The 26,668-nt window shown below is 54.5% G+C and carries 22 protein-coding genes; 17 read left to right on the forward strand and 5 right to left on the reverse strand.

Annotation, left to right across the window (positions count from 1 at the left end; all coding sequences use genetic code 11):
* Nucleotides 1-80: 80 nt before the first annotated feature.
* The 4 genes from ugpA to ugpQ are packed head-to-tail and all read left to right on the forward strand — an operon-like array spanning nt 81 to nt 3,628.
* Entirely contained in the window at nt 81-968 is an 888-nt protein-coding gene (gene ugpA / locus AC07UY_RS05785; protein WP_203359696.1) for a sn-glycerol-3-phosphate ABC transporter permease UgpA, read from the forward strand.
* Entirely contained in the window at nt 965-1,810 is an 846-nt protein-coding gene (gene ugpE, locus AC07UY_RS05790) for a sn-glycerol-3-phosphate ABC transporter permease UgpE (RefSeq protein WP_203359697.1), read from the forward strand. The genes ugpA and ugpE overlap by 4 nt, the downstream gene beginning before the upstream one ends.
* Nucleotide 1,811: 1 nt before the next feature.
* On the forward strand, nt 1,812-2,882 hold the full coding sequence (locus tag AC07UY_RS05795) for a sn-glycerol-3-phosphate import ATP-binding protein UgpC (RefSeq protein ID WP_494700828.1): 1,071 nt from the start codon (nt 1,812-1,814) through the stop codon (nt 2,880-2,882).
* Entirely contained in the window at nt 2,879-3,628 is a 750-nt protein-coding gene (gene ugpQ, locus AC07UY_RS05800) for a glycerophosphodiester phosphodiesterase (protein WP_301700421.1), read from the forward strand. Before AC07UY_RS05795 ends, ugpQ begins: the two co-directional genes overlap by 4 nt.
* Here ugpQ and AC07UY_RS05805 read toward each other — a convergent pair.
* Complete coding sequence (locus AC07UY_RS05805) at nt 3,609-3,989, reverse strand: DUF2756 family protein (protein WP_494659704.1); 381 nt, start codon at nt 3,987-3,989, stop codon at nt 3,609-3,611. The two genes, ugpQ and AC07UY_RS05805, sit on opposite strands and share 20 nt — an antisense overlap.
* 121 nt (nt 3,990-4,110) lie before the next feature.
* Here AC07UY_RS05805 and ggt point away from each other — a divergent pair, with 121 nt between their 5' ends.
* Complete coding sequence (gene ggt, locus AC07UY_RS05810; protein WP_494659705.1) at nt 4,111-5,856, forward strand: gamma-glutamyltransferase; 1,746 nt, start codon at nt 4,111-4,113, stop codon at nt 5,854-5,856.
* A gap of 39 nt (nt 5,857-5,895) precedes the next feature.
* Here the strand turns inward: ggt and yhhY are convergent, their stop codons facing one another.
* Entirely contained in the window at nt 5,896-6,384 is a 489-nt protein-coding gene (gene yhhY / locus AC07UY_RS05815; RefSeq protein WP_494659706.1) for an N-acetyltransferase, read from the reverse strand.
* Between the two features lie 597 nt (nt 6,385-6,981).
* Between yhhY and AC07UY_RS05820 the strand changes: the two genes are divergently transcribed.
* From AC07UY_RS05820 to gntU, 5 genes are all read left to right on the forward strand, one after another.
* The gene (locus AC07UY_RS05820) at nt 6,982-8,019 is read left to right on the forward strand and encodes an oxidoreductase (protein WP_494700827.1); all 1,038 of its coding nucleotides are present in this window, start codon (nt 6,982-6,984) and stop codon (nt 8,017-8,019) included.
* A 123-nt stretch (nt 8,020-8,142) separates the two neighbouring features.
* Complete coding sequence (yhhW, locus tag AC07UY_RS05825; protein WP_494700826.1) at nt 8,143-8,838, forward strand: quercetin 2,3-dioxygenase; 696 nt, start codon at nt 8,143-8,145, stop codon at nt 8,836-8,838.
* A 135-nt stretch (nt 8,839-8,973) separates the two neighbouring features.
* Complete coding sequence (gntR, locus tag AC07UY_RS05830) at nt 8,974-9,969, forward strand: gluconate operon transcriptional repressor GntR (RefSeq protein WP_494659709.1); 996 nt, start codon at nt 8,974-8,976, stop codon at nt 9,967-9,969.
* Nucleotides 9,970-10,108: 139 nt separating this feature from the next.
* A complete protein-coding gene (gene gntK, locus AC07UY_RS05835) occupies nt 10,109-10,639 on the forward strand; it encodes a gluconokinase (RefSeq protein ID WP_203359706.1) in 531 nt (176 codons plus the stop codon).
* Nucleotides 10,639-11,979 carry a gluconate transporter gene (gene gntU / locus AC07UY_RS05840; RefSeq protein WP_192614253.1) on the forward strand — a complete coding sequence of 447 codons (1,341 nt, stop codon included), beginning with the start codon at nt 10,639-10,641 and terminating at the stop codon, nt 11,977-11,979. The genes gntK and gntU overlap by 1 nt, the downstream gene beginning before the upstream one ends.
* A gap of 94 nt (nt 11,980-12,073) precedes the next feature.
* Here the strand turns inward: gntU and AC07UY_RS05845 are convergent, their stop codons facing one another.
* Together AC07UY_RS05845 and yhgN are read right to left on the reverse strand one after the other, a co-directional pair.
* A complete protein-coding gene (locus AC07UY_RS05845) occupies nt 12,074-12,520 on the reverse strand; it encodes a hypothetical protein (protein ID WP_494659710.1) in 447 nt (148 codons plus the stop codon).
* 501 nt (nt 12,521-13,021) lie between these two features.
* The gene (gene yhgN, locus AC07UY_RS05850) at nt 13,022-13,615 is read right to left on the reverse strand and encodes an NAAT family transporter YhgN (protein ID WP_192614255.1); all 594 of its coding nucleotides are present in this window, start codon (nt 13,613-13,615) and stop codon (nt 13,022-13,024) included.
* Nucleotides 13,616-13,805: 190 nt separating this feature from the next.
* On the opposite strand from yhgN, the gene asd reads away from it, so the two are divergent.
* The 6 genes from asd (at nt 13,806) to glgP (ending at nt 24,551) form a co-directional block, all read left to right on the forward strand.
* The gene (gene asd / locus AC07UY_RS05855) at nt 13,806-14,912 is read left to right on the forward strand and encodes an aspartate-semialdehyde dehydrogenase (protein ID WP_276293612.1); all 1,107 of its coding nucleotides are present in this window, start codon (nt 13,806-13,808) and stop codon (nt 14,910-14,912) included.
* A 269-nt stretch (nt 14,913-15,181) separates the two neighbouring features.
* Nucleotides 15,182-17,368 carry a 1,4-alpha-glucan branching enzyme gene (gene glgB, locus AC07UY_RS05860; RefSeq protein ID WP_203359709.1) on the forward strand — a complete coding sequence of 729 codons (2,187 nt, stop codon included), beginning with the start codon at nt 15,182-15,184 and terminating at the stop codon, nt 17,366-17,368.
* Nucleotides 17,365-19,338 (forward strand): glycogen debranching protein GlgX, encoded by a 1,974-nt coding sequence (glgX, locus tag AC07UY_RS05865; protein WP_494700825.1) that lies wholly within the window; start codon nt 17,365-17,367, stop codon nt 19,336-19,338. The genes glgB and glgX overlap by 4 nt, the downstream gene beginning before the upstream one ends.
* A gap of 17 nt (nt 19,339-19,355) precedes the next feature.
* Nucleotides 19,356-20,651 (forward strand): glucose-1-phosphate adenylyltransferase, encoded by a 1,296-nt coding sequence (glgC, locus tag AC07UY_RS05870; protein ID WP_494700824.1) that lies wholly within the window; start codon nt 19,356-19,358, stop codon nt 20,649-20,651.
* Complete coding sequence (glgA, locus tag AC07UY_RS05875; protein WP_192614260.1) at nt 20,651-22,084, forward strand: glycogen synthase GlgA; 1,434 nt, start codon at nt 20,651-20,653, stop codon at nt 22,082-22,084. Before glgC ends, glgA begins: the two co-directional genes overlap by 1 nt.
* A 19-nt stretch (nt 22,085-22,103) precedes the next feature.
* The gene (gene glgP, locus AC07UY_RS05880) at nt 22,104-24,551 is read left to right on the forward strand and encodes a glycogen phosphorylase (RefSeq protein ID WP_203359712.1); all 2,448 of its coding nucleotides are present in this window, start codon (nt 22,104-22,106) and stop codon (nt 24,549-24,551) included.
* 87 nt (nt 24,552-24,638) lie between these two features.
* Here the strand turns inward: glgP and glpD are convergent, their stop codons facing one another.
* A complete protein-coding gene (gene glpD, locus AC07UY_RS05885; RefSeq protein WP_203359713.1) occupies nt 24,639-26,147 on the reverse strand; it encodes a glycerol-3-phosphate dehydrogenase in 1,509 nt (502 codons plus the stop codon).
* Between the two features lie 188 nt (nt 26,148-26,335).
* Between glpD and glpE the strand changes: the two genes are divergently transcribed.
* A complete protein-coding gene (gene glpE, locus AC07UY_RS05890; protein WP_494659715.1) occupies nt 26,336-26,662 on the forward strand; it encodes a thiosulfate sulfurtransferase GlpE in 327 nt (108 codons plus the stop codon).
* The last annotated feature ends 6 nt before the right edge of the window (nt 26,663-26,668 follow it).

Raw genomic sequence — 26,668 nt, forward strand, 5'->3', positions numbered from 1 at the left:
CTTCGCCTTACCCGGCCTACACGAACCTGTAGGCCGGATAAGCGTAGCGTCATCCGGCGTTGTTCAGGAATCAACCCCTTATGTCTTCATCCCGTCCGGTGTTCCGCTCGCGTTGGTTGCCCTATTTGTTGGTCGCTCCGCAGTTGGTTATCACCCTTATTTTCTTTATCTGGCCTGCGGGTGAAGCGCTGTGGTATTCCCTACAAAGCGTCGATCCGTTTGGTTTCTCCAGCCGGTTCGTTGGGCTGGAGAACTTCGTCGCGCTGTTTCATGACAGCTACTATCTCGACTCCTTCTGGACGACGATAAAATTCAGCACCCTGGTCACCGTCAGCGGCCTGCTGGTCTCGCTGTTCTTCGCCGCGCTGGTGGAGTATATCGTGCGCGGTAGCCGTATTTATCAAACCTTGATGTTGCTGCCCTACGCTGTTGCGCCCGCAGTGGCCGCCGTGCTGTGGATCTTCCTGTTTAACCCCGGTCGCGGACTGATCACCCATTTTCTCGCCGAGTTTGGTTACGACTGGAACCACGCGCAATACAGCGGTCAGGCGATGTTCCTCGTGGTGTTCGCTTCTGTCTGGAAGCAGATTAGTTACAACTTCCTCTTCTTCTATGCCGCGCTGCAATCCATTCCTCGATCGCTTATCGAAGCGGCGGCCATTGATGGCGCAGGCCCGATTCGCCGCTTCTTTAAGCTCGCCCTGCCGCTGATTGCGCCGGTGAGTTTCTTCCTGCTGGTGGTCAATCTGGTGTACGCCTTCTTCGACACCTTCCCGGTGATCGACGCGGCCACCGCCGGGGGACCGGTGCAGGCGACGACGACGCTTATCTATAAGATCTACCGTGAAGGTTTTACCGGGCTGGATCTCTCAGCTTCCGCCGCGCAGTCGGTGGTGCTGATGTTCCTTGTCATTGTGCTGACGGTGGTGCAGTTCCGCTATGTCGAAAGTAAGGTGCGCTACCAATGATTGAGAACCGTCCGTGGCTGACAATATTCAGCCATACCATGTTGATTCTGGGGATCGCGGTGATCCTCTTCCCGCTGTATGTCGCGTTTGTGGCGGCGACGCTGGATGACCAGGCGGTGTTTGCCGCGCCGATGACGCTGATCCCCGGCAGGCATCTGTTGGAAAATATGCACACCATCTGGATCAACGGCGTCGGTGTGAACAGCGCGCCGTTCTGGCGGATGATGCTCAACAGCTTTGTGATGGCGTTCAGCATCACGGTGGGCAAAATCACGGTTTCGATGCTCTCGGCGTTCGCTATCGTCTGGTTTCGTTTTCCACTGCGTAACCTGTTCTTCTGGATGATCTTTATCACCCTGATGCTGCCGGTTGAAGTCCGTATTTTCCCGACGGTAGAAGTGATCGCCAACCTGAAAATGCTCGACAGCTACGCCGGTCTGACGCTGCCGCTGATGGCGTCGGCCACCGCGACCTTTCTGTTCCGCCAGTTCTTTATGACGTTGCCGGATGAGCTGGTGGAAGCGGCGCGCATCGACGGCGCTTCGCCGATGCGCTTCTTTCGTGACATTGTCTTCCCGTTGTCGAAAACCAACCTCGCAGCGCTGTTCGTGATCACCTTTATCTACGGCTGGAACCAGTATCTGTGGCCGCTGCTGATTATCACCGATGTTGATCTCGGCACCGCCGTGGCGGGTATTAAGGGGATGATCGCCACCGGCGAAGGCACGACTCAATGGAATCATGTGATGGCGGCGATGTTGTTAACGCTTATCCCGCCGGTGGTGGTTGTTTTAGTGATGCAGCGTGCCTTCGTACGCGGTTTAGTGGACAGTGAGAAATAAGATGGCGGGATTAACGTTACAGGCAGTAACCAAAAGCTGGGATGGCAAAACCCAGGTCATTAAACCGCTGACGCTGGAAGTGGCTGACGGTGAATTTATCGTGATGGTGGGGCCTTCCGGCTGTGGGAAATCGACGCTGCTGCGGATGGTGGCTGGGCTGGAGCGGGCGACCAGCGGCGATATCTGGATCGACGGTCAGTGTGTGACCGAACTGGAGCCGAAAGATCGCGGCATTGCGATGGTGTTCCAGAACTACGCGCTCTACCCCCATATGAGCGTGGAGGAGAACATGGCGTGGGGGCTGAAGATCCGCGGAATGGACAAAGGTCAGATTGCCGAACGCGTTAAAGAGGCCGCCCGCATTCTGGAACTGGACGGTTTGCTCAAACGCCGCCCGCGCGAGCTTTCCGGTGGACAGCGCCAGCGTGTGGCGATGGGGCGCGCCATCGTGCGTGACCCGGCGGTGTTCCTGTTTGATGAGCCGCTCTCTAACCTCGATGCCAAACTGCGCGTACAGATGCGTCTTGAACTGCAACAGTTGCACCGCCGCCTGAAAACCACCTCGCTGTATGTGACTCATGACCAGGTGGAAGCGATGACCCTCGCCCAGCGGGTGATGGTGATGAATAACGGGGTCGCCGAACAGATCGATACGCCGGTTGAGGTGTACGAGAAGCCCGCCAGTCTGTTTGTGGCGAGCTTTATCGGCAGTCCCGCGATGAATCTGCTGGCGGGGCGACTAAACAGCGAAGGCACTCACTTTGAACTGGAAGGCGGCCTCGCACTGCCGCTTAACGGCGCGCATCGCCAACATGCCGGGCGTAAAATGACCCTCGGTATCCGCCCGGAGCATATTGCGCTAAGCTCGCAGGCAGAAGGCGGCGTGCCGCTGGTGGTGGAGACGCTGGAGATGCTGGGCGCGGATAACCTTGCGCATGGTCGCTGGGGCGAGCAGAAGCTGGTGGTGCGCCTCGCGCATCAGGAGCGCCCAACCGCAGGCAACACGCTGTGGCTCCATCTGCCGGACAATCATTTGCATCTTTTTGATGGTGAAACAGGACAACGACTATGAGTAACTGGCCTTACCCCCACGTTGCAGCCCATCGCGGCGGCGGCAAACTGGCTCCGGAAAACACCCTGGCGGCCATTGACGTGGGGGCGCGTTATGGGCACACCATGATCGAATTTGACGTTAAATTGTCGAAAGACGGCGAAATCTTCCTGCTGCATGACGACAATCTCGAGCGTACCAGCAACGGCTGGGGCGTGGCGGGTGAGCTGGCGTGGCAGGACCTCTTGCGCGTGGATGCGGGCGGCTGGTTCAGCGGCGAGTTCAAAGGCGAACCGTTGCCGTTGCTTGCACAGGTGGCGGAGCGCTGTCGGAAATACGGCATGATGGCCAATATCGAAATCAAACCCACCACCGGCACCGGGCCGTTGACGGGAAAAGTGGTGGCGCTGGCAGCGCGCGCGCTGTGGGCGGATATGACGCCACCGCTACTCTCTTCGTTTGAAATTGATGCGCTGGAAGCCGCACAGCAGGCTGCGCCGGAACTACCGCGTGGCCTGTTGCTGGATGAGTGGCGTGACGACTGGCGTGAGCTGACCACGCGACTGGAGTGCGTCTCCATTCATCTTAATCATCATCTGCTGAATGAAGCGCGGGTCGAAAGTCTGCGCGAGGCGGGGCTGAAGATTCTGGTCTACACCGTCAACAAACCCCAGCGCGCCGCACAATTGCTGCGCTGGGGGGTGAACTGCATCTGCACCGATGCGATCGACGTTATTGGTCCGGACTTTACCGCTGCGAATTATTAAGCATATCGCCATTCTGACGCTGCGGCAGCATATGTTGCTGACCGCTGTCCTGAACTGTTCCGCCGTTCAGCATACCGCCGTTGGTATTCGGTAACGGTTGTTCGCGTACCTGACCTTGCTGGACTCGCTGGGTGTTATTGTTCATCTGCGTTTGCAGATGCTGTTGTTGAAGCTGAGTTTGTGTTTTCAACTGCTGGTTGAGCATCCCTTTCTGCTGGATTTGCTGCGACTGCATTTGCGTCTGCATGCGTTGCTGACTGGGTATCTGATAACCTTGCTGGTTCGGGTTATTCATGGTGTTGATGGGCTGTGCAAAAACAGCAAACGGCAGCAGCGCCGTTAAAATTAAGAACCGTTTCATCGTCTTTCCTCCTCTGGGGGGATCTCTTAAGTTTACTCCTTTCTTACCGTAACGATGGTTATTTCAGAGTTATGCACCAGGATTAGTGGGGGGCTGACCCCGGAACTTCTGGAGAATCATAATGATGAAACCGACGTTTTTTCGCCGGGTAGCGCTTGCTGCTCTGCTGTCAGGAAGCTGCTTTAGTGTTGTTGCTGCGCCGCCAGCGCCATCTCCGGTGTCATACGGCGTTGAAGAGGATGTGTTCCATCCTGTGCGGGCGACGCAGGGGATGGTGGCTTCAGTGGATGCGATGGCCACCCAGGTGGGGGTCGATATTCTTAAGCAGGGCGGTAACGCCGTGGATGCCGCAGTGGCGGTGGGCTACGCGCTGGCCGTCACCCATCCGCAGGCCGGTAATTTAGGTGGTGGCGGATTTATGCTGCTGCGCACCAAAGACGGTAATACCACGGCGATCGATTTTCGTGAAATGGCGCCTGCCGGTGCCACCCGTGACATGTTCCTCGATGATCAGGGCAATCCCGACAGCAATAAATCGCTGACCTCGCATCTGGCTTCCGGTACGCCGGGAACTGTCGCGGGCTTCTCGCTGGCGCTGGAGAAATACGGCACGATGCCGCTGAACAAAGTGGTGCGCCCGGCAATGAAACTGGCGGAAGAAGGATTCATCGTTAACGATGCGCTGGCCGACGATCTGAAAACCTACGGCAGCGAAGTGATCCCTAATCATGAGAACAGTAAAGCGATTTTCTGGAAGGACGGCGAGCCGCTGAAAAAGGGTGACAAACTGGTGCAAAAAGATCTGGCCAAAAGTCTGGAACTGATTGCGGAAAACGGCCCGGATGCCTTTTATAAAGGGGCGATAGCAGACCAGATTGCACAAGAGATGCAGAAGAACGGCGGGTTGATGACCAAAGACGATCTGGCGGCCTATAAAGCGGTGGAACGCACGCCGATCGGCGGCGACTATCGTGGCTATCAGGTCTTCTCCATGCCGCCACCATCCTCCGGCGGTATTCATATCGTGCAGATCCTTAATATCCTTGAAAACTTCGATATGAAGAAATACGGATTCGGCAGCGCGGACGCCATGCAGGTGATGGCGGAAGCCGAGAAACATGCCTATGCCGATCGCTCGGAATATCTCGGCGACCCGGATTTTGTGAAGGTGCCGTGGCAGGCATTGACGAATAAGGCGTATGCAAAATCCATTGCTGATCAGATAGATATCAATAAAGCTAAGCCGTCCAGCGAAATAAAACCGGGTAAACTTGCACCGTACGAAAGTAACCAGACCACTCACTTCTCAGTGGTGGATAAAGACGGTAACGCCGTGGCGGTGACCTACACCCTGAACACCACGTTTGGCACCGGGATTGTGGCCGGAAACAGCGGGATTCTGCTCAATAACGAGATGGACGACTTTTCTGCCAAACCGGGGGTGCCAAACGTCTACGGTCTGGTGGGCGGCGATGCCAATGCGGTGGGGCCGAAGAAACGCCCGCTGTCGTCCATGTCGCCAACCATCGTGGTGAAAGACGGCAAAACCTGGCTGGTGACCGGCAGCCCTGGCGGTAGCCGAATTATCACGACTGTGCTGCAAATGGTGGTCAACAGTGTCGATTTCGGAATGAACGTCGCTGAAGCAACCAATGCGCCGCGTTTCCATCATCAGTGGTTACCGGATGAGTTGCGCGTGGAGAAAGGGTTTAGCCCGGATACCGTCAAATTGCTGGAACAAAAGGGGCAGAAAGTCGTGCTGAAAGAGGCGATGGGCAGCACCCAGAGCATTATGGTGGGACCGGATGGCGCGTTGTATGGCGCGTCAGACCCGCGTTCAGTCGATGATTTAACGGCAGGATATTGATTTGAAATGCCCGGTGGCGCTACGCCTACCGGGCAAACATCATTTCACCCGCGCCATAAAATACGCATCCACATACTCACCATTGCGCAGACCGTATTTCTTCCCGGTGCCTTCAATCTCGAATCCCTGCTTTTTGTACACCGCGATCGCCGGGGCGTTATCGACAAACACCGTTAACTCGATGCGATCCACCCGCAGCCAGTTGTCGCACATGTCGATCATGGTACGGATCAGCGCACTGGCGACGCCGCGATTTTGCCACTGCGCACCGACGCAAATACCAAAATCGGCGACATGGCTACGGCGCGGGCGCTGGGCGACCGCAATGGAGAGATGCCCCACCACAATATCATCAATGCAGGCAACCAGTTGTTTGATGCCGGGGCGATCGGCTAGTCGCTCCTGCCACATTTCCATGGATGGATGAGGAACCTGTAGCGTGTTGTGATACACCTCTGGCTGGGCGTGGATTTGACGGATTGCGTCGTAATCTCTCGGTTCTGCATGGCGTATCACAATGTCACTCATTCCTTCGTCCTCTGTGGGGTAAATGTCCTGTTAAACATCATTGACTTTGAAATTTGAGTCAACCGTCTTTTTTTGCAAAAAGTATTGGACAAGTGCGAATGATAATGATTATTATTGCCGTGCGTTCAGGGAAACCCATGCGGAGAACCTGAAAGCACGACATTGCTCACATTGCTTCCAGTATTATTTTAGCCAGCGTATCGCTGGCTTTTTTTTTAGTGTGTTTCGGGCTAGTTTGCTTGCCAGCTTAATCCCGGGCTGTGCTCGCACAAAACGCATTGCGTTTTGAACGCACTTTAGTGCGGTCCCGAAGGGGTGAGCGAAGCGAATAATCCTCACGTACATTAAGTACGCTCCGGTTGCTGCGCGCAGGCTGTGAATAATCTGCCTGCGCCACTGACGCCCGAGGCGCGGGCATTTGTGAAAGTGGTGTGTGGGCATCTGTGTTTTGTAGGCCGGATAAGGCAACGCCGCCATCCGGCGCTGCACGGCTGTAGCCCGATGGCGCTGGCGCTTATCCGGCCTACAACGTTCAATGTTTTGTCCCTCTCCGCTTTGCGCTATGGTGTATGCAATCACCGTCAAAAGGACGCTTTCATGACCTTACACTGCGCATTCATCGGGTTCGGTAAAAGTACCACTCGCTACCACCTACCGTATGTCCTCCATCGTAAAGACCGCTGGCACGTTGCACATATCTATCGTCGCAGCGCGAAGCCGGAGGAGCAGCACCCGCAGTACTCCCACATCCATTTCACCAGTGATCTCGATGAAGTGTTTAACGATCCGCAGGTGACGTTGGTGGTCGTATGTACCCACGCTGACAGCCACTTCGATTACGCCAGGCGCGCGCTGGAAGCCGGGAAGAACGTGCTGGTTGAAAAACCGTTTACCCCGACGCTGGCGCAAGCGAAAGCGCTGTTTGAACTGGCGAAAAGCAAAGGGCTGACCGTTACCCCGTACCAGAATCGTCGCTTTGATTCTTGTTTCCTGACCGCTAAAAAAGCGATCGAAAGCGGCAAACTGGGCGACATCGTGGAAGTCGAAAGTCACTTTGACTATTACCGCCCGGTGGCGGAAACCAAACCCGGTTTACCGCAGGATGGCGCTTTTTACGGTCTTGGCGTGCATACCCTGGACCAAATCATCTCGCTGTTTGGCCGACCAAATCATGTGGCCTACGACATCCGTAGCGTGCGCAACTGCGCTAACCCGGATGACACCTTTGAAGCGCAGCTCTTTTACGGCAACCTCAAAGCCATCGTCAAAACCAGTCATCTGGTGAAAATCGAGTATCCGAAGTTTATCGTCCACGGGACGAAAGGCTCGTTTGTGAAATATGGTATCGACCAGCAGGAAACCAGCCTGAAGGCCAATATCATGCCCGGCGAACCCGGATTTGCGGCTGACGATTCGGTTGGTCGGCTGGAGTATGTGAACGAAGACGGAATCACCGTAAGAGAAGAGATGACGCCAGAGTTCGGTGACTATGGACGCGTCTATGATGCGTTGTATGAGACGTTAACCACCGGCAAACCGAACTACGTCAAGGAATCTGACGTTCTCACTAACCTGGAAATCCTCGAACGCGCATTCGAGCAGGCTTCTCCAGCGACGATTACCCTCGCCAGATAAGTAAAATCGCCTCCTCTGTATTTGTTCATAATTTTTGAACAGAGGAGTCAATTTTCACCCTCTATGATCACAGAAGGATTGGGTCCACACTGAGTCCATCGAAAACATCTGGGGGTGAATACAATGATCTACTTACGTAAAGCAAACGACCGTGGCCACGCCAATCATGGTTGGCTGGATTCCTGGCACACCTTCTCGTTTGCCAACTATTACGACGAGAACTTTATGGGATTCTCGGCGCTGCGTGTCATCAACGATGACGTGATTGAAGCCGGTCAGGGCTTTGGAACTCACCCCCATAAAGACATGGAAATCCTGACGTATGTTCTGGAAGGCGCGGTTGAGCATCAGGACAGTATGGGCAATAAAGAGCAGGTTCCAGCGGGCGAATTTCAGATCATGAGCGCCGGGACGGGGATCCGTCACTCGGAGTACAACCCGAGCGACACTGAGAAGCTGCATCTGTATCAGATCTGGATCATGCCGCAGGAAAACGGGATTACGCCACGCTACGAACAGCGTCGCTTTGACGCCGTACAGGGCAAACAACTGGTCCTGTCGCCGGATGCGCGTGACGGTTCGCTGAAGGTGTATCAGGATATGGAACTGTATCGCTGGGCGTTGCTGAAAGATGAGCAGTCAGTGCATCAGATCTCCGCAGAGCGTCGCGTCTGGATCCAGGTGGTGAAAGGTAATGTCACCATTAATGGCACCAAAGCGTCGACCAGCGACGGTCTGGCAATCTGGGATGAGCAGGCAATCTCTATTCATGCCGACAGCGACAGCGAAGTGTTGTTGTTTGATCTGCCGCCAGTATAAAAATACACGTCATCACTTTACCTGGGCCGGATAAGACGCGTGAGCGTTGCCATCCGGCCTTCATCGTTTGTCATTAATTTTGCAAGTCCGTGATAAACTCGGGGGAATGATCCCCTTTTTGTACCTTTCAGGACGATGAAAAAGAAAAGACCCGTACTTCAGGATGTGGCCGACCGCGTGGGCGTGACCAAAATGACGGTCAGCCGTTTTTTGCGTAATCCAGAGCAGGTCTCTGTTGCGCTGCGGGGCAAAATTGCTGCTGCACTTGATGAACTGGGTTATATTCCCAATCGTGCTCCTGATATCCTTTCTAACGCCACCAGCCGTGCAATCGGCGTGCTGTTACCCTCTCTCACCAACCAGGTTTTTGCTGAAGTATTACGCGGAATTGAAAGCGTTACTGATGCTCACGGTTATCAGACAATGCTGGCGCACTATGGCTATAAACCTGAGATGGAACAGGAGCGTCTGGAATCGATGCTGTCGTGGAACATCGATGGCCTGATCCTCACTGAGCGTACCCACACGGCGCGTACCCTGAAGATGATTGAGGTGGCGGGTATTCCGGTTGTCGAACTGATGGACAGCCAGTCTCCGTGCCTGGACATTGCGGTGGGTTTTGACAACTTTGAAGCCGGGCGCCAGATGACTGCCGCGATTATCGCGCGGGGGCATCGCCATATCGCCTATCTGGGGGCGCGTCTCGACGAACGTACTATCATCAAACAGAAGGGCTACGAACAGGCGATGCTGGATGCTGGTCTGGTGCCTTACAGCGTGATGGTGGAACAGTCTTCCTCTTACTCTGCCGGTATTGAGCTGATTCGTCAGGCAAGACGCGAATATCCGCAACTGGATGGCGTGTTCTGTACCAACGATGACCTGGCTGTCGGTGCGGCGTTTGAGTGCCAGCGTTTAGGCCTCAAAATTCCTGATGATATAGCGATCGCCGGTTTCCACGGACATGATATCGGTCAGGTGATGGAACCCCGTCTGGCCAGCGTACTCACGCCACGTGAGCGAATGGGCAGCATTGGTGCAGAACGTCTGCTGGCGCGCATTCGTGGCGAAACAGTGACACCTAAAATGTTAGATTTAGGTTTCACCTTGTCACCGGGCGGATCTATTTAGCCCAACAAGTTTGAAGTAGCTCACACTTATTCACTTCTGGCACGAATGGATATTGCTTCTCTATTTGTCCGGCCGGACAATGTTACCGATAACAGTTACCCGTAACAATTCTCTGAACCTTGTACTGTGGGGGCCCACTTTGAGCACGACTAACCATGATCACCACGTTTACGTTCTGATGGGCGTATCAGGCAGCGGCAAATCCGCTGTCGCCAGCGAAGTGGCGCATCAACTGAATGCCGCGTTTCTTGATGGCGATTTTCTCCATCCGCGCTGCAACATCACGAAAATGGCGTCCGGCGAGCCGCTGAATGACGACGACCGTAAACCGTGGTTACAGGCGCTGAATGATGCTGCGTTCGCGATGCAGCGCACCAACAAGGTTTCGCTGATCGTCTGTTCCGCCTTGAAAAAACATTACCGTGACCTGCTGCGCGACGGTAACCCGAACCTCTCTTTCATCTATCTGAAAGGGGACTTTGAAGTGATCGAAAACCGCCTGAAGGCGCGTAAAGGCCACTTCTTTAAAACGCAGATGTTGGTGACCCAGTTTGAAACACTGGAAGAACCGGGCGCTGACGAGAGCGATGTCCTGGTGGTAAATATCGATCAGCCACTGGAAGGTGTTGTCGCAAGCACCGTTGAGGTTATTAACAAAGGCAGTAAGTAGTGAGTACATTAACGCTTGTTTTAACAGCAGTAGGGTCTGTTTTACTGCTGTTGTTTTTAGTGATGAAGGCGCGTATGCACGCCTTCGTTGCTTTGATGGTGGTGTCTATTGGTGCAGGTCTCTTTTCCGGAATGCCGCTCGACAAAATCGCAGCGACGATGGAAAAGGGAATGGGGGGAACCCTGGGCTTCCTGGCGATTGTGGTCGCCCTGGGAGCCATGTTCGGCAAGATTTTGCATGAGACGGGGGCGGTCGATCAGATCGCCGTCAAAATGCTCAAATCTTTCGGCCACAGCCGGGCGCATTATGCGATTGGTCTGGCGGGTCTGATTTGCGCGCTGCCGCTATTCTTTGAGGTGGCGATCGTCCTGCTGATTAGCGTCGCGTTCTCTATGGCGCGTCACACCGGCACCAACCTCGTGAAGCTGGTGATCCCGCTGTTTGCGGGTGTGGCTGCCGCCGCCGCATTTCTGTTGCCGGGGCCTGCGCCGATGCTGCTGGCTTCTCAAATGCACGCCGATTTTGGCTGGATGATCCTGATTGGCCTGTGCGCGGCAATCCCAGGCATGATTATCGCCGGGCCGCTGTGGGGCAATTTCATCAGCCGTTATGTCGAGCTGAATATTCCTGATGACATTACCGAACCGCATCTGGGCGAGGGCAAAATGCCGTCCTTTGGCTTTAGCCTGTCGCTGATCCTGCTGCCGCTGGTACTGGTCGGGTTTAAAACCATCGCGGCACGCTTTGTGCCGGTCGGGTCTGACGCTTACCAATGGTTTGAATTTATTGGTCATCCGTTCACCGCGATTCTGGTGGCGTGTCTGGTGGCGATTTATGGCCTGGCAATGCGTCAGGGCATGCCGAAAGACAAAGTGATGGAAATTTGCGGCCATGCGCTGCAACCGGCGGGGATTATCCTGCTGGTGATTGGTGCAGGCGGCGTGTTCAAACAGGTACTGGTCGATTCTGGCGTGGGTCCTGCTTTGGGCGAAGCGTTGACCGGTATGGGCTTACCGATTGCCATTACCTGCTTCGTGCTGGCGGCGGCGGTCCGTATCATTCAGGGTTCTGCTACCGTAGCCTGCCTAACGGCGGTGGGTCTGGTGATGCCGGTGATTGAACAACTGAATTTCTCTGGTGCGCAGATGGCGGCTCTGTCTATCTGCATCGCGGGTGGTTCAATCGTGGTCAGTCACGTTAACGACGCCGGTTTCTGGCTGTTCGGTAAGTTTACCGGTGCGACCGAAGCACAAACGTTGAAGACCTGGACGATGATGGAAACCATCCTCGGCACCGTCGGCGCGATTGTCGGTATGATTGCGTTCCAGCTTCTGAGCTGAGTCCGATGCCCGGTGGCGCTTGCGCTTACCGGGCCTGGATTCGTGCATATATTCAGACCGTAAGCCGGGTAAGCGCGAGCGCCACCCGGCTTTTTTACAGCATCACCACACCATTCTCGGTTTTCAACCAACGCGGCGCTTTCAGCGTATCGGCGAAATACCCCACCAGATCCTGTAGCAAATCACCTGCAACCCGTTCCATATCATCAGAAAGCGTTTTGCTCATCAGTAAGAGAGTTAATAACTGGCAGTAACGTCCCATTTGATCGGGTTCAGGCTCGAATAGGGGAGAACGGGTCGGTAATGTTTCCACCGTCAGGCTGGCTTGCAGGTGTTGCGGTACGGGTTCCGTCAGCGTCGGTTGCAATAACGCGAGACAGGCCGACAGACGCGCGCAAATCGCCAGTTTTTCAACCGGGTCATGACATTCTACAAGCCCTTCGACAAAACGCTCGCAGTTATCCGCCAGCTCGGTGAAATCCGTGGCATGGCTAAAGGGCAGGGTAAATAAAGCGTGTGAAAAGAGAGGGGTAGTAGCCATAAGGCAGCCTCCAGTATGTTTTATTTAAACCACCACCGGAGAGGCTAATCTCGCGGGTGGCGGAACCGAGCGGAGTTAGCCTTACCGGTCATACTGGATACCGGCGCGTCTTACGACGCCCCCGCCCGGTCCGCCATTGAGACGAAACCGGTCGCACGACATAGGAGTATATGTCGCCAGTATGATTTTCAGAAGGCTAATTCTGGCACCTGATTTTGCAGGTGCAGCGAGAAGATAATGCTTATCCGCGAGGCTGACAAGAGGGCATTCCGGAAGGCGTTTCGCAGAAATGAAAATACGTTTTTTCAGCGACTTAAATGCTTGAGGTGTTTCTTAAAAACACATTCATGGTGTTGATTGCCCGGTGGCGCTACGCTTACCGGGCCTACATTCGGGCACCTATTCAGGCCGTTGCCCGGTGGCGCTTGCGCTTACCGGGCCTGGATCCGCGCACCTATTCAGACCGCAGGCCGGGTAAGCGTAGCGCCACCCGGCACAATGTTACCCCTTCATCCACATCCGAACGCCATCCAGGAACATCTGGGTCGCCATCATCACCAGAATCAGCCCCATCAGACGCTCCAGCGCGTTAACCCCTTTCTCGCCCAGCAGGCGCAAAAACAGTGACGATTGCAGCAAAATCACAAATGTTCCGCCCCAGGCGATCAGCAGGGCAATCACCAGATGCCCCATCTGATTCGGGTATTGGTGCGATAACAGCATCAACGATGCCAGGATAGTTGGGCCTGCAACCAGCGGGATCGCCAGCGGTACGATAAACGGCTCTTCACCCGCCGGAAGCCCGGCGCTATTCCCGGTGGCGCTGGGGAAAATCATCTTGATGGCGATCAGGAACAGAATGATACCGCCGGAGATCGACACGGTTTCTGCACGCAGGTTAAGAAATGCCAGAATTTTCTCGCCCGCAAACAGGAATATCAGCATCACCAACAGCGCAATGAACAGCTCGCGAACCATAATTGCGCGTCGGCGTTTGGGTTCGGTATGTTTCAGTACGGACATGAAAATGGGCAGATTTCCGAGTGGATCCATAATCAAGATCAACAAAACTGCCGCCGAAATGATTTCATTCATAAGTCAAATTCCCAGATAATCAATACGGACTTTCTGCTTGTTTGCGCAGCGGGATAAGTCGCATTACTGATGGCTTCGCTATCATTGATTAATTTCACTTGCGACTTTGGCTGCTTTTTGTATGGTGAAGGATGTGCCCCAGGATACTGGCACACATACACAGCACACATCTCTGCAGGAAAAAAACGCTATGAAAAATGTTGGTTTTATCGGCTGGCGCGGTATGGTCGGCTCTGTACTCATGCAACGCATGGTTGAAGAGCGCGACTTCGACGCCATTCGCCCTGTTTTCTTTTCTACTTCCCAGCTCGGGCAGGCGGCACCGACGTTTGGTGCGACCTCCACCGGCATGCTTCAGGACGCGTTTGATCTGGAAGCGCTGAAGGCGCTCGACATCATTGTGACCTGTCAGGGCGGCGATTATACCAACGAAATCTATCCAAAGCTTCGTGAAAGCGGTTGGCAGGGTTACTGGATTGATGCCGCTTCCTCACTGCGTATGAAAGACGACGCCATCATCATTCTCGACCCGGTTAACCAGGATGTCATCACCGACGGCTTAAACAAAGGCATTAAGACCTTCGTCGGCGGTAACTGCACCGTGAGTCTGATGCTGATGTCGCTTGGCGGCCTGTTCGCCAACGATCTGGTTGACTGGGTTTCTGTCGCGACCTACCAGGCCGCTTCCGGTGGCGGTGCGCGTCATATGCGCGAACTGCTGAGCCAGATGGGCCATTTGTATGGTCATGTGGCCGAGGAACTGGCGACCCCTTCTTCTGCGATTCTCGATATCGAACGTAAAGTCACCACCCTGAGCCGTAGCGGCGATCTGCCGGTGGATAACTTTGGCGTACCGCTGGCGGGCAGCCTGATCCCGTGGATCGACAAACAGCTTGATAACGGCCAGAGCCGTGAAGAGTGGAAGGGACAAGCGGAAACCAACAAGATCCTCAACACCGCTTCTGTGATCCCGGTTGATGGCCTGTGCGTGCGCGTAGGCGCGCTGCGCTGCCACAGCCAGGCGTTCACCATTAAACTTAAAAAAGATGTGTCTATTCCGACCGTGGAAGAACTGCTGGCGGCTCATAACCCGTGGGCGAAAGTGGTACCCAACGATCGTGAAATTACCATGCGTGAGTTAACCCCGGCGGCCGTTACCGGCACGCTAACCACGCCAGTAGGGCGTCTGCGTAAGCTGAATATGGGACCCGAGTTCCTGTCAGCCTTTACCGTCGGCGATCAACTGCTTTGGGGCGCTGCAGAACCGCTGCGCAGAATGCTGCGTCAGTTGGCCTAACAGTGTGTTAAATATACAGGGGTGCTGAGTCACCCCTTTTTTGCGTAATACAGGAGTAAACGCGATGTTTCATTATTTACCAGGAGTTAGATAAAGCATTGGCTATTCTTTAAGGGTGGCTAAATACGGTGCGTATTTAGACCTTGCCTGGAGGTAGGACGGAGCAGAAAGGATGCACATTGTGCTGCGCCGTTCAGGTCAAAGAAGTGTCGCTACCTGATGTCGAAGATCAGTTGGAAGGGGCGACACCATAAAACAGGATGACAACCATGTCCGTTCGTATCGATAGAGACGTGATTAATGCGCTTATTGCAGGCCACTTTGCGGATCCTTTTTCCGTACTCGGTATGCATCAAACTGACGCTGGCCTTGAGGTCCGGGCCCTATTACCTGACGCCACCGAAGTGTGGGTGATTGAACCTAAAACCGGGCGTAAAGTCGGCAATCTGGAATGCCTCGACTCACGTGGTTTTTTCTGCGGCGTAATGCCCCGGCGTAAAAATGTCTTCCGCTATCAACTCGCTGTTGTCTGGCATGGGCAACAGAATCTGATTGATGATCCTTATCGCTTTGGCCCTTTGATCCAGGAAATGGATGCCTGGTTATTATCTGAAGGCACCCATCTGCGTCCGTATGAAACTCTGGGGGCGCATGCGGATACGATGGACGGTGTTACCGGTACGCGTTTCTCCGTCTGGGCACCAAACGCCCGGCGCGTCTCGGTGGTCGGGCAGTTCAACTACTGGGACGGTCGTCGCCACCCAATGCGGCTGCGCAAAGAGAGCGGCATCTGGGAGCTGTTTATCCCCGGCGCGCAAAATGGCCAGCTGTATAAATATGAAATGATCGACGCACATGGCCGCCTGCGCGTTAAAGCCGACCCCTATGCGTTTGAGGCGCAAATGCGCCCGGAGACGGCATCGCTCATTTGCGGTTTGCCGGAAAAGGTCGTCCAGAGCGAGGCACGCAAACAGGCCAATCAGTTCGACGCGCCGATCTCCATTTATGAGGTGCATCTCGGCTCCTGGCGTCGTCACACCGACAATAATTTCTGGCTCAGCTATCGTGAGCTGGCAGACCAGTTGATTCCTTACGTGAAGTGGATGGGCTTCACGCACATTGAGTTACTGCCGATTAATGAACACCCGTTTGACGGCAGTTGGGGCTACCAGCCTACCGGCCTGTATGCGCCGACGCGTCGTTTTGGTACGCGCGACGACTTCCGTTACTTCGTCAATGCCGCACATCAGGCGGGGCTGAACGTCATTCTCGACTGGGTCCCGGGGCATTTTCCGTCAGACGACTTTGGCCTGGCGGAGTTTGACGGCACCGACCTTTACGAACACAGCGACCCACGCGAAGGCTACCATCAGGACTGGAACACGCTGATCTACAACTACGGTCGCCGCGAAGTCAGTAACTATCTGGTCGGTAACGCCCTGTACTGGATTGAACGTTTCGGGATTGATGCGCTGCGCGTGGACGCCGTCGCGTCGATGATTTATCGCGATTACAGCCGCAAAGAAGGTGAGTGGATCCCCAATGAGTATGGCGGTCGCGAAAACCTCGAAGCGATCGAATTTTTACGCAATACCAACCGTATTCTGGGCGAACAGGTGCCCGGCGCGGTCAGTATGGCGGAAGAGTCTACGGATTTTCCAGGGGTTTCTCGTCCGCAGGACATGGGGGGGCTGGGCTTCTGGTTCAAATGGAACCTCGGCTGGATGCATGACACGCTGGACTATATGAAGCTGGATCCGGTCCATCGTCAGTATCATCACGATAAGCTGACCTTCGGCATGCTGTACAACTACACCGAAAACTTTGTTCTGCCGCTGTCGCATGACGAAGTGGTCCACGGCAAAAAATCCATTCTTGATCGCATGCCCGGCGACGCCTGGCAGAAATTTGCCAACCTGCGTGCCTATTACGGCTGGATGTGGGCTTTCCCTGGTAAGAAGTTACTGTTTATGGGCAACGAGTTTGCCCAGGGACGCGAATGGAACCACGACGCCAGCCTTGACTGGCATCTGCTGGAAGGCGGCGACAACTGGCACCACGGCGTCCAGCGCCTGGTCCGCGATCTGAACCACACCTACCGTCACCATAAAGCGCTGCATGAGGTTGATTTTGATGGGTATGGATTCGAATGGCTGGTGGTGGACGACAACGAACGTTCGGTGCTGATTTTTGCCCGTCGGGACAAAGCCGGTAACGAAATTATTGTCGCCAGCAACTTTACGCCGGTCCCACGTCCTGGCTATCGCTTCGGCATTAATCAGCCGGGGAAATGGCGCGAGATAGTGAATACCGACTCCATGCACTATCACGGCAGTAATACCGGCAATGGCGGAGCCGTACAAAGCGATGAAATTGCCAGTCACGGTCGCCAGCACTCACTGAGCCTAACCTTGCCGCCGTTAGCCACCATCTGGCTGATGCGGGAGGGGGAATGAGCCAACTGGCCATCGGTAACGCCACGCCGCATGGTGCAACTTACGATGGTCGTGGCGTTAACTTTACGCTCTTTTCGGTGAATGCCGCGCGCGTGGAACTGTGTGTTTTCGATGCGCAGGGGGGCGAGCAGCGGTATGAGCTACTGGGGCGGAGCGGCGATGTCTGGCATGGTTATCTGGCCGATGCCAGACCCGGTCTGCGTTACGGTTATCGTGTGTATGGTCCGTGGAAACCTGAGCAGGGGTTGCTTTTCAATCCGGCGAAATTGCTGATTGACCCTTATGCCCGCCGGGTGGAAGGCGATCTGAAAGATCATCCCGAGTTGCATGGCGGATATGACGCACCGGATCGCCGTGACAGCGCCGCCTTCGCGCCAAAATGCGTGGTGGTGGCCGACCATTATGACTGGGAAGACGATGCCCCGCCGCGCACGCCGTGGGGCAATTCGGTGATCTACGAGGCGCACGTGAAGGGGCTGACGTATTTGCATCCGGGGATCCCGGAGGAGATACGCGGCACCTACAAGGCGCTCGGTCATCCGGTGATGGTGGCGTATTTCAAACAGTTGGGAATCACCGCGCTGGAATTGTTGCCAGTGGTGCATTTCGCCAGTGAACCGCGTTTACAACGGCTGGGGCTGTCGAACTACTGGGGCTATAACCCCATGGCGATGTTCTCGCTTCATCCGGCATATGCCTGCTCCCCGGAGACTGCGCTCGATGAATTTCGCGACGCGGTGAAAGCGCTGCATAAAGCCGGTATTGAAGTCATTCTCGACATTGTTCTCAATCATAGTGCGGAGTTGGATCTCGACGGTCCGTTCTTCTCTCTGCGCGGAATCGACAACCGTAGCTATTATTGGATTAAGGAGGATGGCGATTACCACAACTGGACCGGCTGTGGTAATACGCTCAATTTAAGCCATCCCGGCGTGGTGGAGTATGCGTGCGAGTGCCTGCGCTACTGGGTTGAGACGTGCCATGTTGATGGTTTTCGTTTTGATCTGGCCTCCGTCATGGGGCGTACGCCTGCGTTTCGTCAGGATGCGCCGCTGTTTAACGCCATCAAAAACTGCCCGTTGCTTTCTAATATTAAGCTGATTGCTGAGCCATGGGATATTGGTGAAGGGGGATATCAGGTCGGTAATTTCCCGCCACCGTTTGCCGAGTGGAACGATCATTTCCGCGACGCGGCCCGGCGTTTTTGGTTGCAACGCAATTTGTCTCCGGGTGATTTTGCGCAGCGTTTTGCCGCCTCCAGCGATGTATTTAAACGCAATGGCCGTAAACCCAGCGCAACAGTAAATCTGGTTACTGCCCATGACGGATTTACGATCAGAGACTGTGTTTGTTTCAATCAGAAACATAATGAGGCAAACGGTGAGGAAAATCGCGACGGCACCAACAACAATTATAGTAACAATCATGGTAAAGAAGGATTAGGCGGTACGTTAGACCTGATTGAACGGCGGCGCGACAGTATTCATGCCCTGTTGACGACGTTACTGCTCTCTCAGGGGACGCCGATGTTGCTTGCGGGCGATGAGCATGGTCACAGCCAGCATGGCAATAACAACGCTTACTGCCAGGATAATGCCTTAACCTGGCTGGACTGGCAGCAAGCGAACAGTGGGTTAACCCTGTTCACTGCCGCGTTGATTCATCTTCGCCAGAAGATCCCTGCATTAACCCGGGATAACTGGTGGGAAGAGAACGACGGCAATGTTCAGTGGCTTAATCAGTACGCACAACCCTTGAGTGCGGATGAGTGGCAAAACGGACCGAAACAGATGCAAATCTTGCTGTCGGGTCGTTTTCTGATCGCAATAAACGCCACGCTTGAGGTAACAGATATCGTTTTACCTGAAGGGGAATGGCGCGCTATTCCTCCATTTGCTGGAGAGGATAATCCAGTGATTACGGCTGTCTGGCAGGGACCTGCGCACGGACTGTGTGTGTTCCAAAGATGATAAAAAAGGAGTTAGTCATGGTGAGTTTAGATAAAAACGATCGTTTAATGTTGGCGCGCCAGCTGCCATTGAAATCTGTTGCCCTGATCCTGGCCGGTGGCCGTGGTACCCGTCTAAAAGACTTAACCAACAAACGCGCCAAGCCAGCCGTTCACTTTGGCGGCAAGTTCCGCATTATCGATTTTGCGTTATCCAATTGCATTAACTCTGGGATCCGCCGTATCGGCGTCATCACGCAGTATCAGTCCCATACCCTGGTGCAGCATATTCAACGCGGCTGGTCATTCTTCAGTGAAGAGATGAATGAGTTTGTTGACTTGCTGCCCGCCCAGCAAAGGATGCAGGGCGAAAACTGGTATCGCGGCACCGCAGATGCCGTCACCCAAAACCTGGACATCATTCGTCGCTATAAAGCGGAATATGTGGTGATCCTCGCGGGCGATCACATCTATAAGCAAGATTACTCTCGCATGCTGATAGACCATGTTGAGAAAGGGGCGCGTTGTACCGTGGCATGTATGCCGGTGCCTATCGAAGAAGCCAGCGCGTTTGGCGTGATGGCTGTTGATGAGACCGACAAAATTATCGAGTTCGTGGAAAAACCGGCAAACCCGCCAGCAATGCCAAACGATCCGACGAAGTCCCTCGCCAGTATGGGCATCTATGTTTTTGATGCTGATTACCTCTACGAACTGCTGGCAGACGATGATGAGAATGACGCGTCCAGCCATGACTTCGGCAAAGATATTATTCCGAAAATTACCGAAGCTGGTCTGGCTTATGCGCATCCATTCCCATTGTCCTGCGTGCAGTCTGACGCGGATGCCGAGCCGTACTGGCGCGATGTCGGAACCCTGGAAGCGTACTGGAAAGCCAACCTCGATCTGGCCTCTGTCACGCCTGAGCTTGATATGTACGACCAGGAATGGCCAATCCGTACGCATATGGAACCGTTGCCGCCCGCGAAATTTGTGCAGGACCGCTCCGGCAGCCACGGGATGACGCTCAACTCGCTGGTTTCCGGCGGCTGTATTATTTCCGGTTCGGTGGTGGTGCAGTCGGTTCTGTTCCCACGGGTAAGGGTGAATTCGTTCTGTAACATTGATTCGGCAGTCTTGTTGCCAGAAGTTTGGGTCGGGCGTTCCTGCCGTTTGCGCCGTTGCATCGTCGATCGCGCTTGTGTGATCCCGGAAGGCATGGTGATTGGTGAAAACGCGGAAGAGGATGCGCGTCGTTTTTACCGTTCAGAAGAAGGCATTGTGCTGGTCACGCGTGAGATGCTGCGCAAACTGCAGGTCAACCAGGAGCGATAATGCAGGTTATACATGTATGTTCAGAGATGTTCCCTCTGTTGAAAACCGGGGGGCTGGCGGATGTGATTGGCGCATTGCCGGCGGCACAAATTGCGGATGGCGTGGATGCCCGTGTATTGCTTCCTGCATTTCCTGACATTCGTCGGGGGGTAACCGATGCAAAGGTGGTTACCCGACGCGACACCTTCGCAGGAAGGATCACGCTGTTGTTCGGTCATTACAACGGTGTCGGTATCTACCTGATTGATGCTCCCCATTTGTATGACCGTCCGGGTAGCCCGTATCACGACACCAACTTATTTGCGTACACCGATAACGTGCTGCGTTTTGCGTTGCTGGGGTGGGTCGGATGTGAAATGGCCTGCGGCCTTGATCCATTCTGGCGCCCGGATGTGGTGCATGCGCACGACTGGCATGCAGGTCTGGCACCGGCCTATCTGGCGGCGCGCGGCCATCCGGCGAAATCGGTGTTCACCGTACACAACCTGGCATATCAAGGCATGTTTTATGCAAAGCATATGGATGACATCCAATTGCCATGGTCGTTCTTTAATGTGCACGGACTGGAGTTTAACGGACAGATTTCATTCCTGAAGGCGGGGCTGTACTACGCCGACCATATCACGGCGGTCAGCCCGACCTATGCGCGTGAAATCACGGAAGCGCAGTTTGCCTACGGGATGGAAGGTTTGCTGCAGCAACGGCACCGTGAAGGACGTCTTTCCGGCGTGCTGAACGGTGTGGACGAAAATATCTGGAGCCCGGAAACCGATCTCCTGCTGGCGTCACGCTACACGCGTGATTCGCTGGAAGAGAAAGCGGAAAACAAACGGCAGTTGCAGATAGCGATGGGCTTAAAGGTCAATGACAAAGCCCCGTTGTTTGCGGTCGTCAGCCGCCTGACCAGCCAGAAAGGGCTGGATCTGGTGCTGGAAGCCTTACCGGGTTTGTTAGAGCAGGGCGGGCAACTGGCGTTACTCGGCGCAGGTGACCCCATCTTGCAGGAAGGGTTTCTTGCCGCCGCTGCAGAGCACCCGGGTCAGGTCGGCGTGCAGATCGGCTATCACGAGGCGTTCTCACATCGCATTATGGGTGGCGCGGATGTGATTTTGGTGCCCAGCCGCTTTGAACCTTGCGGCTTAACGCAATTATATGGACTGAAGTACGGCACGCTGCCGCTAGTGCGGCGCACCGGTGGGCTGGCTGATACGGTGTCTGATAGTTCGCTGGAAAACCTGGCGGACGGTATCGCCAGTGGGTTTGTATTTGAAGATAGTAACGCCTGGTCGCTATTAAGAGCGATTAGACGGGCTTTCGTGTTGTGGTCCCGGCCTTCGCTCTGGCGTTTTGTCCAACGACAGGCAATGGCTATGGATTTTAGCTGGCACGTCGCGGCGAAGTCGTACCGCGAGCTTTACTATCGTTTGAAATAGTTATCCAGGAATCACTTATATGAATGCTCCATTTTCTTATGCATCGCCCACACTCAGCGTAGAGGCCCTTAAGCATTCTATTGCCTATAAGCTGATGTTTACGATTGGCAAAGATCCGGTCATTGCCAACAAACATGAGTGGCTGAACGCCACATTGTTCGCGGTGCGCGATCGTCTCGTGGAGCGCTGGCTGCGTTCTAACCGTGCTCAACTGTCACAGGAAACCCGTCAGGTGTACTACCTGTCGATGGAGTTTCTGATTGGCCGCACCCTTTCCAATGCGCTGTTATCGTTAGGTATTTATGACGATGTCAAAGGTGCGCTGGAAGGCATGGGGCTAGACCTTGAGGAATTGATTGATGAAGAGAACGACCCGGGCCTCGGTAACGGCGGTCTGGGGCGTCTGGCGGCGTGTTTCCTCGACTCGCTGGCAACGTTAGGTCTGCCGGGTCGTGGGTACGGTATCCGCTACGACTACGGCATGTTCCGGCAGAATATTGTCGACGGGCGGCAGAAAGAGTCTCCGGACTACTGGCTGGAGTACGGTAACCCGTGGGAGTTCAAACGCCATAACAAACGCTATAAAGTGCGTTTTGGCGGACGTATTCAGCAGGAAGGCAAGAAGACGCGCTGGATTGAAACTGAAGAGATTCTGGCCGTCGCCTATGACCAGATCATTCCGGGTTACGACACCGATGCCACCAACACGTTACGTTTGTGGAATGCGCAGGCCAGCAGTGAAATCAACCTCGGTAAATTTAACCAGGGTGACTACTTCGCGGCAGTGGAAGACAAAAACCATTCCGAGAACGTTTCCCGCGTCCTCTATCCGGACGATTCGACTTACTCGGGGCGTGAGCTGCGTTTGCGCCAGGAGTACTTCCTGGTCTCTTCGACGATACAGGACATCCTGAGTCGCCACTACCAACTGCACAAAACCTACGACAATCTGGCGGATAAAATTGCTATCCACCTCAACGACACCCACCCGGTGCTGTCGATTCCTGAAATGATGCGTCTGCTTATCGACGACCATAAGTTCAGTTGGGATGATGCGTTTGAAGTGTGCTGCCAGGTCTTCTCCTACACCAACCACACGTTGATGAGTGAGGCGCTGGAAACCTGGCCGGTCGATATGCTGGGTAAAATTCTGCCGCGTCATTTGCAGATAATCTTTGAGATCAACGACTACTTCCTGAAAACCTTGCAGGAACAGTACCCCAACGATACTGCGCTGCTGGGACGCGCGTCGATCATTGACGAGTCCAACGGTCGTCGCGTGCGCATGGCGTGGCTGGCGGTAGTGGTGAGCCACAAAGTTAACGGCGTCTCCGAACTGCACTCCAACCTGATGGTACAGTCGCTGTTTGCCGATTTTGCGAAGATCTTCCCGACGCGATTCTGCAACGTCACTAACGGTGTGACGCCGCGCCGCTGGCTGGCGCTGGCGAACCCGCCGCTCTCCGACGTGCTGGATGAGAACATTGGCCGCACCTGGCGTACCGATCTCAGCCAGTTGAGCGAGCTTGAACAGCACTGCGATTTCCCGCTGGTCAACCATGCGGTGCGTCAGGCGAAGCTGGAGAATAAAAAACGTCTGGCACTGCTTATCGCTCAGAACCTGAATGTGGTGGTGAATCCGAAAGCGCTGTTTGATGTGCAGATTAAACGTATTCACGAGTACAAACGTCAGTTGATGAACGTGCTGCATGTGATCACCCGTTACAACCGTATCAAGGCCGAGCCTGATGCCGAGTGGGTGCCGCGTGTGAATATTTTCGCCGGGAAAGCGGCTTCCGCTTACTACATGGCGAAACACATCATTCACCTGATCAACGACGTCGCGAAAGTGATCAACAACGATCCGCAGATTGGTGACAAGCTGAAGGTAGTCTTTATCCCTAACTACAGCGTCAGCCTGGCGCAGGTGATCGTTCCTGCCGCCGACCTGTCTGAGCAGATTTCACTGGCAGGAACAGAAGCGTCCGGCACCAGTAATATGAAATTTGCCCTCAACGGCGCGCTGACGATCGGTACGCTGGACGGCGCCAACGTCGAGATGCTGGAGCATGTGGGTGCGGAAAATATCTTTATCTTTGGTAATACGGCAGAAGAGGTCGAGGCGCTGCGCAGTAAGGGCTACAAACCTCGCGAATATTACGAGAAAGACGAAGAGCTGCATCAGGTGCTGACGCAAATTGGCAGCGGCGTGTTCAGTCCGGACGAACCAGGCCGTTATCGTGACCTGGTGGACTCGCTGATCAACTTTGGCGACCACTATCAGGTGTTGGCGGATTACCGCAGCTATGTTGACTGTCAGGATAAGGTCGACGAACTGTATCTGCGTCCGGAAGAGTGGACCGCGAAGACCATGCTCAACATCGCCAATATGGGGTATTTCTCCTCCGACAGGACGATCAAAGAGTATGCCGACACCATCTGGCATATTGATTCGGTGCGGTTGTAATGAAGAAAGGCCCGGTAGTTTTACCGGGCCTGCGGGTTAATGCCGTTCTGTAGGCCGGAAAAGCGAAGTCGCCATCCGGCCTTTTTATTAAGACGCTAACGACAGTTGGCGTTTATCCAGGTATTCCGCCAGCCAGTGGGTGATGCGGGACTGCTGTTCAGCGTTGAGCCACATCCCTTCTTTGGTGCGACGCCACAGCGCATCGTCTGCTCGGCGTACCCACTCGTGCTCGACCAGATACTTCAGCTCCGCTTCGTAGAATTCGTGACCAAAATCTTCACCTAAGTCCGCAATCGACGTGGCTTCACCCAGGATCCATTCCGTGTTGCTGCCGTAGGTGCGCGAGTAGTGGCGCGCCAGCGATTCCGTCAGGAAAGGGTAGCGACGGCGCAGTTTTGCCGCATAATCTTCACGATCATTGCCAATTTCGCCGCCTGGCAGGATGCACTCTTTGGTCCAGGCCGGGCCAATACCCTGATAGTAAGACGACAGTTTTTCCACTGCGTGTTCGGCCAGCTTGCGGTAGGTGGTCAGCTTGCCGCCAAACACAGACAGCAGCGGGGCTTTGCCGTTTTCGTCGTGAATATCCAGCGTGTAGTCACGCGTGATGGCCTGCGGCGAATCGGATTCGTCATCACACAGCGGGCGTACGCCAGAGTAGGTCCAGACGATATCGTCGCGTCCCAGTTGTTTCTTAAAGTGCGCGTTGTAAACCTTCAGCAGGTAATTGATTTCACTTTCGTCAATTTTCACCGCTTTCGGGTCGCCATTATATTCAACGTCGGTGGTGCCGATTATTGAGAACTCATCCATCCACGGGATCACAAACACAATGCGCTTGTCTTCGTTTTGCAGGATGTAAGCCTGCTTCTGCGTGTGGACGCGTGGCACCACGATATGGCTGCCTTTGATCAGGCGGATACCGTACGGTGAAGGCAGATGCATACCGTCGTCGAAGAACTGTTTCACCCACGGGCCCGTCGCGTTGACCAGACCACGCGCCTGCCAGCTGTATTTTTTGCCGGTATCGATGTCTTCCGCTTCCACTATCCACAGGCCGTTTTCACGGCGGGCGGAGGTCGCGCGGGTACGGGTTAACACTTCTCCCCCTTTGCGAACCACCATTTGGGCGTTTGCCAGAACCAGTCGCGCATCGTCTACCCAGCAGTCAGAATATTCGAAACCGCGCACAATCTCGGGTTTCAGCACAGAATCTGCGCCAAAACGCAAACCGGTTGAACCAGGTAAACTGGTGCGTTTGCCCAGGTGATCGTACATAAAAAGACCTACACGAATCATCCATGCCGGACGCAGGTGCGGGCGGTGAGGTAGACGAAAACGCATCGGGAAGGCGATATGTGGCGCCATTTTCAACAGCACTTCACGCTCGGCCAGCGCTTCGCTGACCAGGCGGAATTCGTAGTGTTCCAGGTAGCGCAAGCCACCGTGGATGAGTTTAGAACTTGCAGAGGAGGTGGCGCAGGCTAAATCCTGCGCTTCCAGCATCAGCACGGATAAACCACGTCCAGCGGCGTCTGCCGCGATACCGGCACCGTTAATGCCCCCGCCTATCACAATCAGATCTTTGGTTTCCATGCTGCCCTCTTGCGCTTTCGTTATAGCTCATAAATGTTCGTTATCGAACATAATAGCAAAGAAACGCGCCATTGGTAACATCGAAAAAACATTTTAGAGTGATACATATAACATTATGGTGTTTACCTGCCGTCTGAACGTACACTGGGCGTTACTATGGCTTACCGGCAATAAAAGAAAGAGAGTCTATGGATCAGTTTGAATGTATTAACGTAGAAGAAGCTCACCAGAAACTGCATCACGGAAAAGCGGTACTGGTCGATATCCGCGATCCGCAAAGCTATGCAATGGGGCATGCGCCGCAAGCGTTTCATTTGACCAATGACACGCTGGGAACGTTTATGCGCGAACATGACTTCGATAGCGTGGTGATGGTGATGTGCTACCACGGAAATAGCAGCAAAGGGGCGGCGCAGTATCTTCTCCAGCAAGGCTATGACGCGGTCTACAGTATTGATGGCGGCTTTGATGCATGGCACCGCCATTTCCCCTCAGAGGTGGCATACGGCTCGTAAGCCTTT

It is taken from the genome of Citrobacter sp. GW821-FHT02E08, from assembly GCF_059421685.1.

What these genes read in the sequence shown, in the direction of transcription:
- AC07UY_RS05795 (WP_494700828.1), top strand. Translation starts at nt 1,812, where the DNA reads ATGGCGGGATTAACGTTACAGGCAGTAACCAAAAGCTGGGATGGCAAA.
- yhhY (WP_494659706.1), bottom strand. Translation starts at nt 6,384, where the DNA reads ATGAGTGACATTGTGATACGCCATGCAGAACCGAGAGATTACGACGCA.
- yhgN (WP_192614255.1), bottom strand. Translation starts at nt 13,615, where the DNA reads ATGAATGAAATCATTTCGGCGGCAGTTTTGTTGATCTTGATTATGGAT.
- glgC (WP_494700824.1), top strand. Translation starts at nt 19,356, where the DNA reads ATGGTGAGTTTAGATAAAAACGATCGTTTAATGTTGGCGCGCCAGCTG.
- yhhW (WP_494700826.1), top strand. Translation starts at nt 8,143, where the DNA reads ATGATCTACTTACGTAAAGCAAACGACCGTGGCCACGCCAATCATGGT.
- glgX (WP_494700825.1), top strand. Translation starts at nt 17,365, where the DNA reads ATGAGCCAACTGGCCATCGGTAACGCCACGCCGCATGGTGCAACTTAC.
- AC07UY_RS05805 (WP_494659704.1), bottom strand. Translation starts at nt 3,989, where the DNA reads ATGAAACGGTTCTTAATTTTAACGGCGCTGCTGCCGTTTGCTGTTTTT.
- glgA (WP_192614260.1), top strand. Translation starts at nt 20,651, where the DNA reads ATGCAGGTTATACATGTATGTTCAGAGATGTTCCCTCTGTTGAAAACC.
- asd (WP_276293612.1), top strand. Translation starts at nt 13,806, where the DNA reads ATGAAAAATGTTGGTTTTATCGGCTGGCGCGGTATGGTCGGCTCTGTA.
- AC07UY_RS05845 (WP_494659710.1), bottom strand. Translation starts at nt 12,520, where the DNA reads ATGGCTACTACCCCTCTCTTTTCACACGCTTTATTTACCCTGCCCTTT.
- glgB (WP_203359709.1), top strand. Translation starts at nt 15,182, where the DNA reads ATGTCCGTTCGTATCGATAGAGACGTGATTAATGCGCTTATTGCAGGC.
- ggt (WP_494659705.1), top strand. Translation starts at nt 4,111, where the DNA reads ATGATGAAACCGACGTTTTTTCGCCGGGTAGCGCTTGCTGCTCTGCTG.
- gntR (WP_494659709.1), top strand. Translation starts at nt 8,974, where the DNA reads ATGAAAAAGAAAAGACCCGTACTTCAGGATGTGGCCGACCGCGTGGGC.
- glgP (WP_203359712.1), top strand. Translation starts at nt 22,104, where the DNA reads ATGAATGCTCCATTTTCTTATGCATCGCCCACACTCAGCGTAGAGGCC.
- glpE (WP_494659715.1), top strand. Translation starts at nt 26,336, where the DNA reads ATGGATCAGTTTGAATGTATTAACGTAGAAGAAGCTCACCAGAAACTG.
- ugpQ (WP_301700421.1), top strand. Translation starts at nt 2,879, where the DNA reads ATGAGTAACTGGCCTTACCCCCACGTTGCAGCCCATCGCGGCGGCGGC.
- glpD (WP_203359713.1), bottom strand. Translation starts at nt 26,147, where the DNA reads ATGGAAACCAAAGATCTGATTGTGATAGGCGGGGGCATTAACGGTGCC.
- AC07UY_RS05820 (WP_494700827.1), top strand. Translation starts at nt 6,982, where the DNA reads ATGACCTTACACTGCGCATTCATCGGGTTCGGTAAAAGTACCACTCGC.
- ugpE (WP_203359697.1), top strand. Translation starts at nt 965, where the DNA reads ATGATTGAGAACCGTCCGTGGCTGACAATATTCAGCCATACCATGTTG.
- ugpA (WP_203359696.1), top strand. Translation starts at nt 81, where the DNA reads ATGTCTTCATCCCGTCCGGTGTTCCGCTCGCGTTGGTTGCCCTATTTG.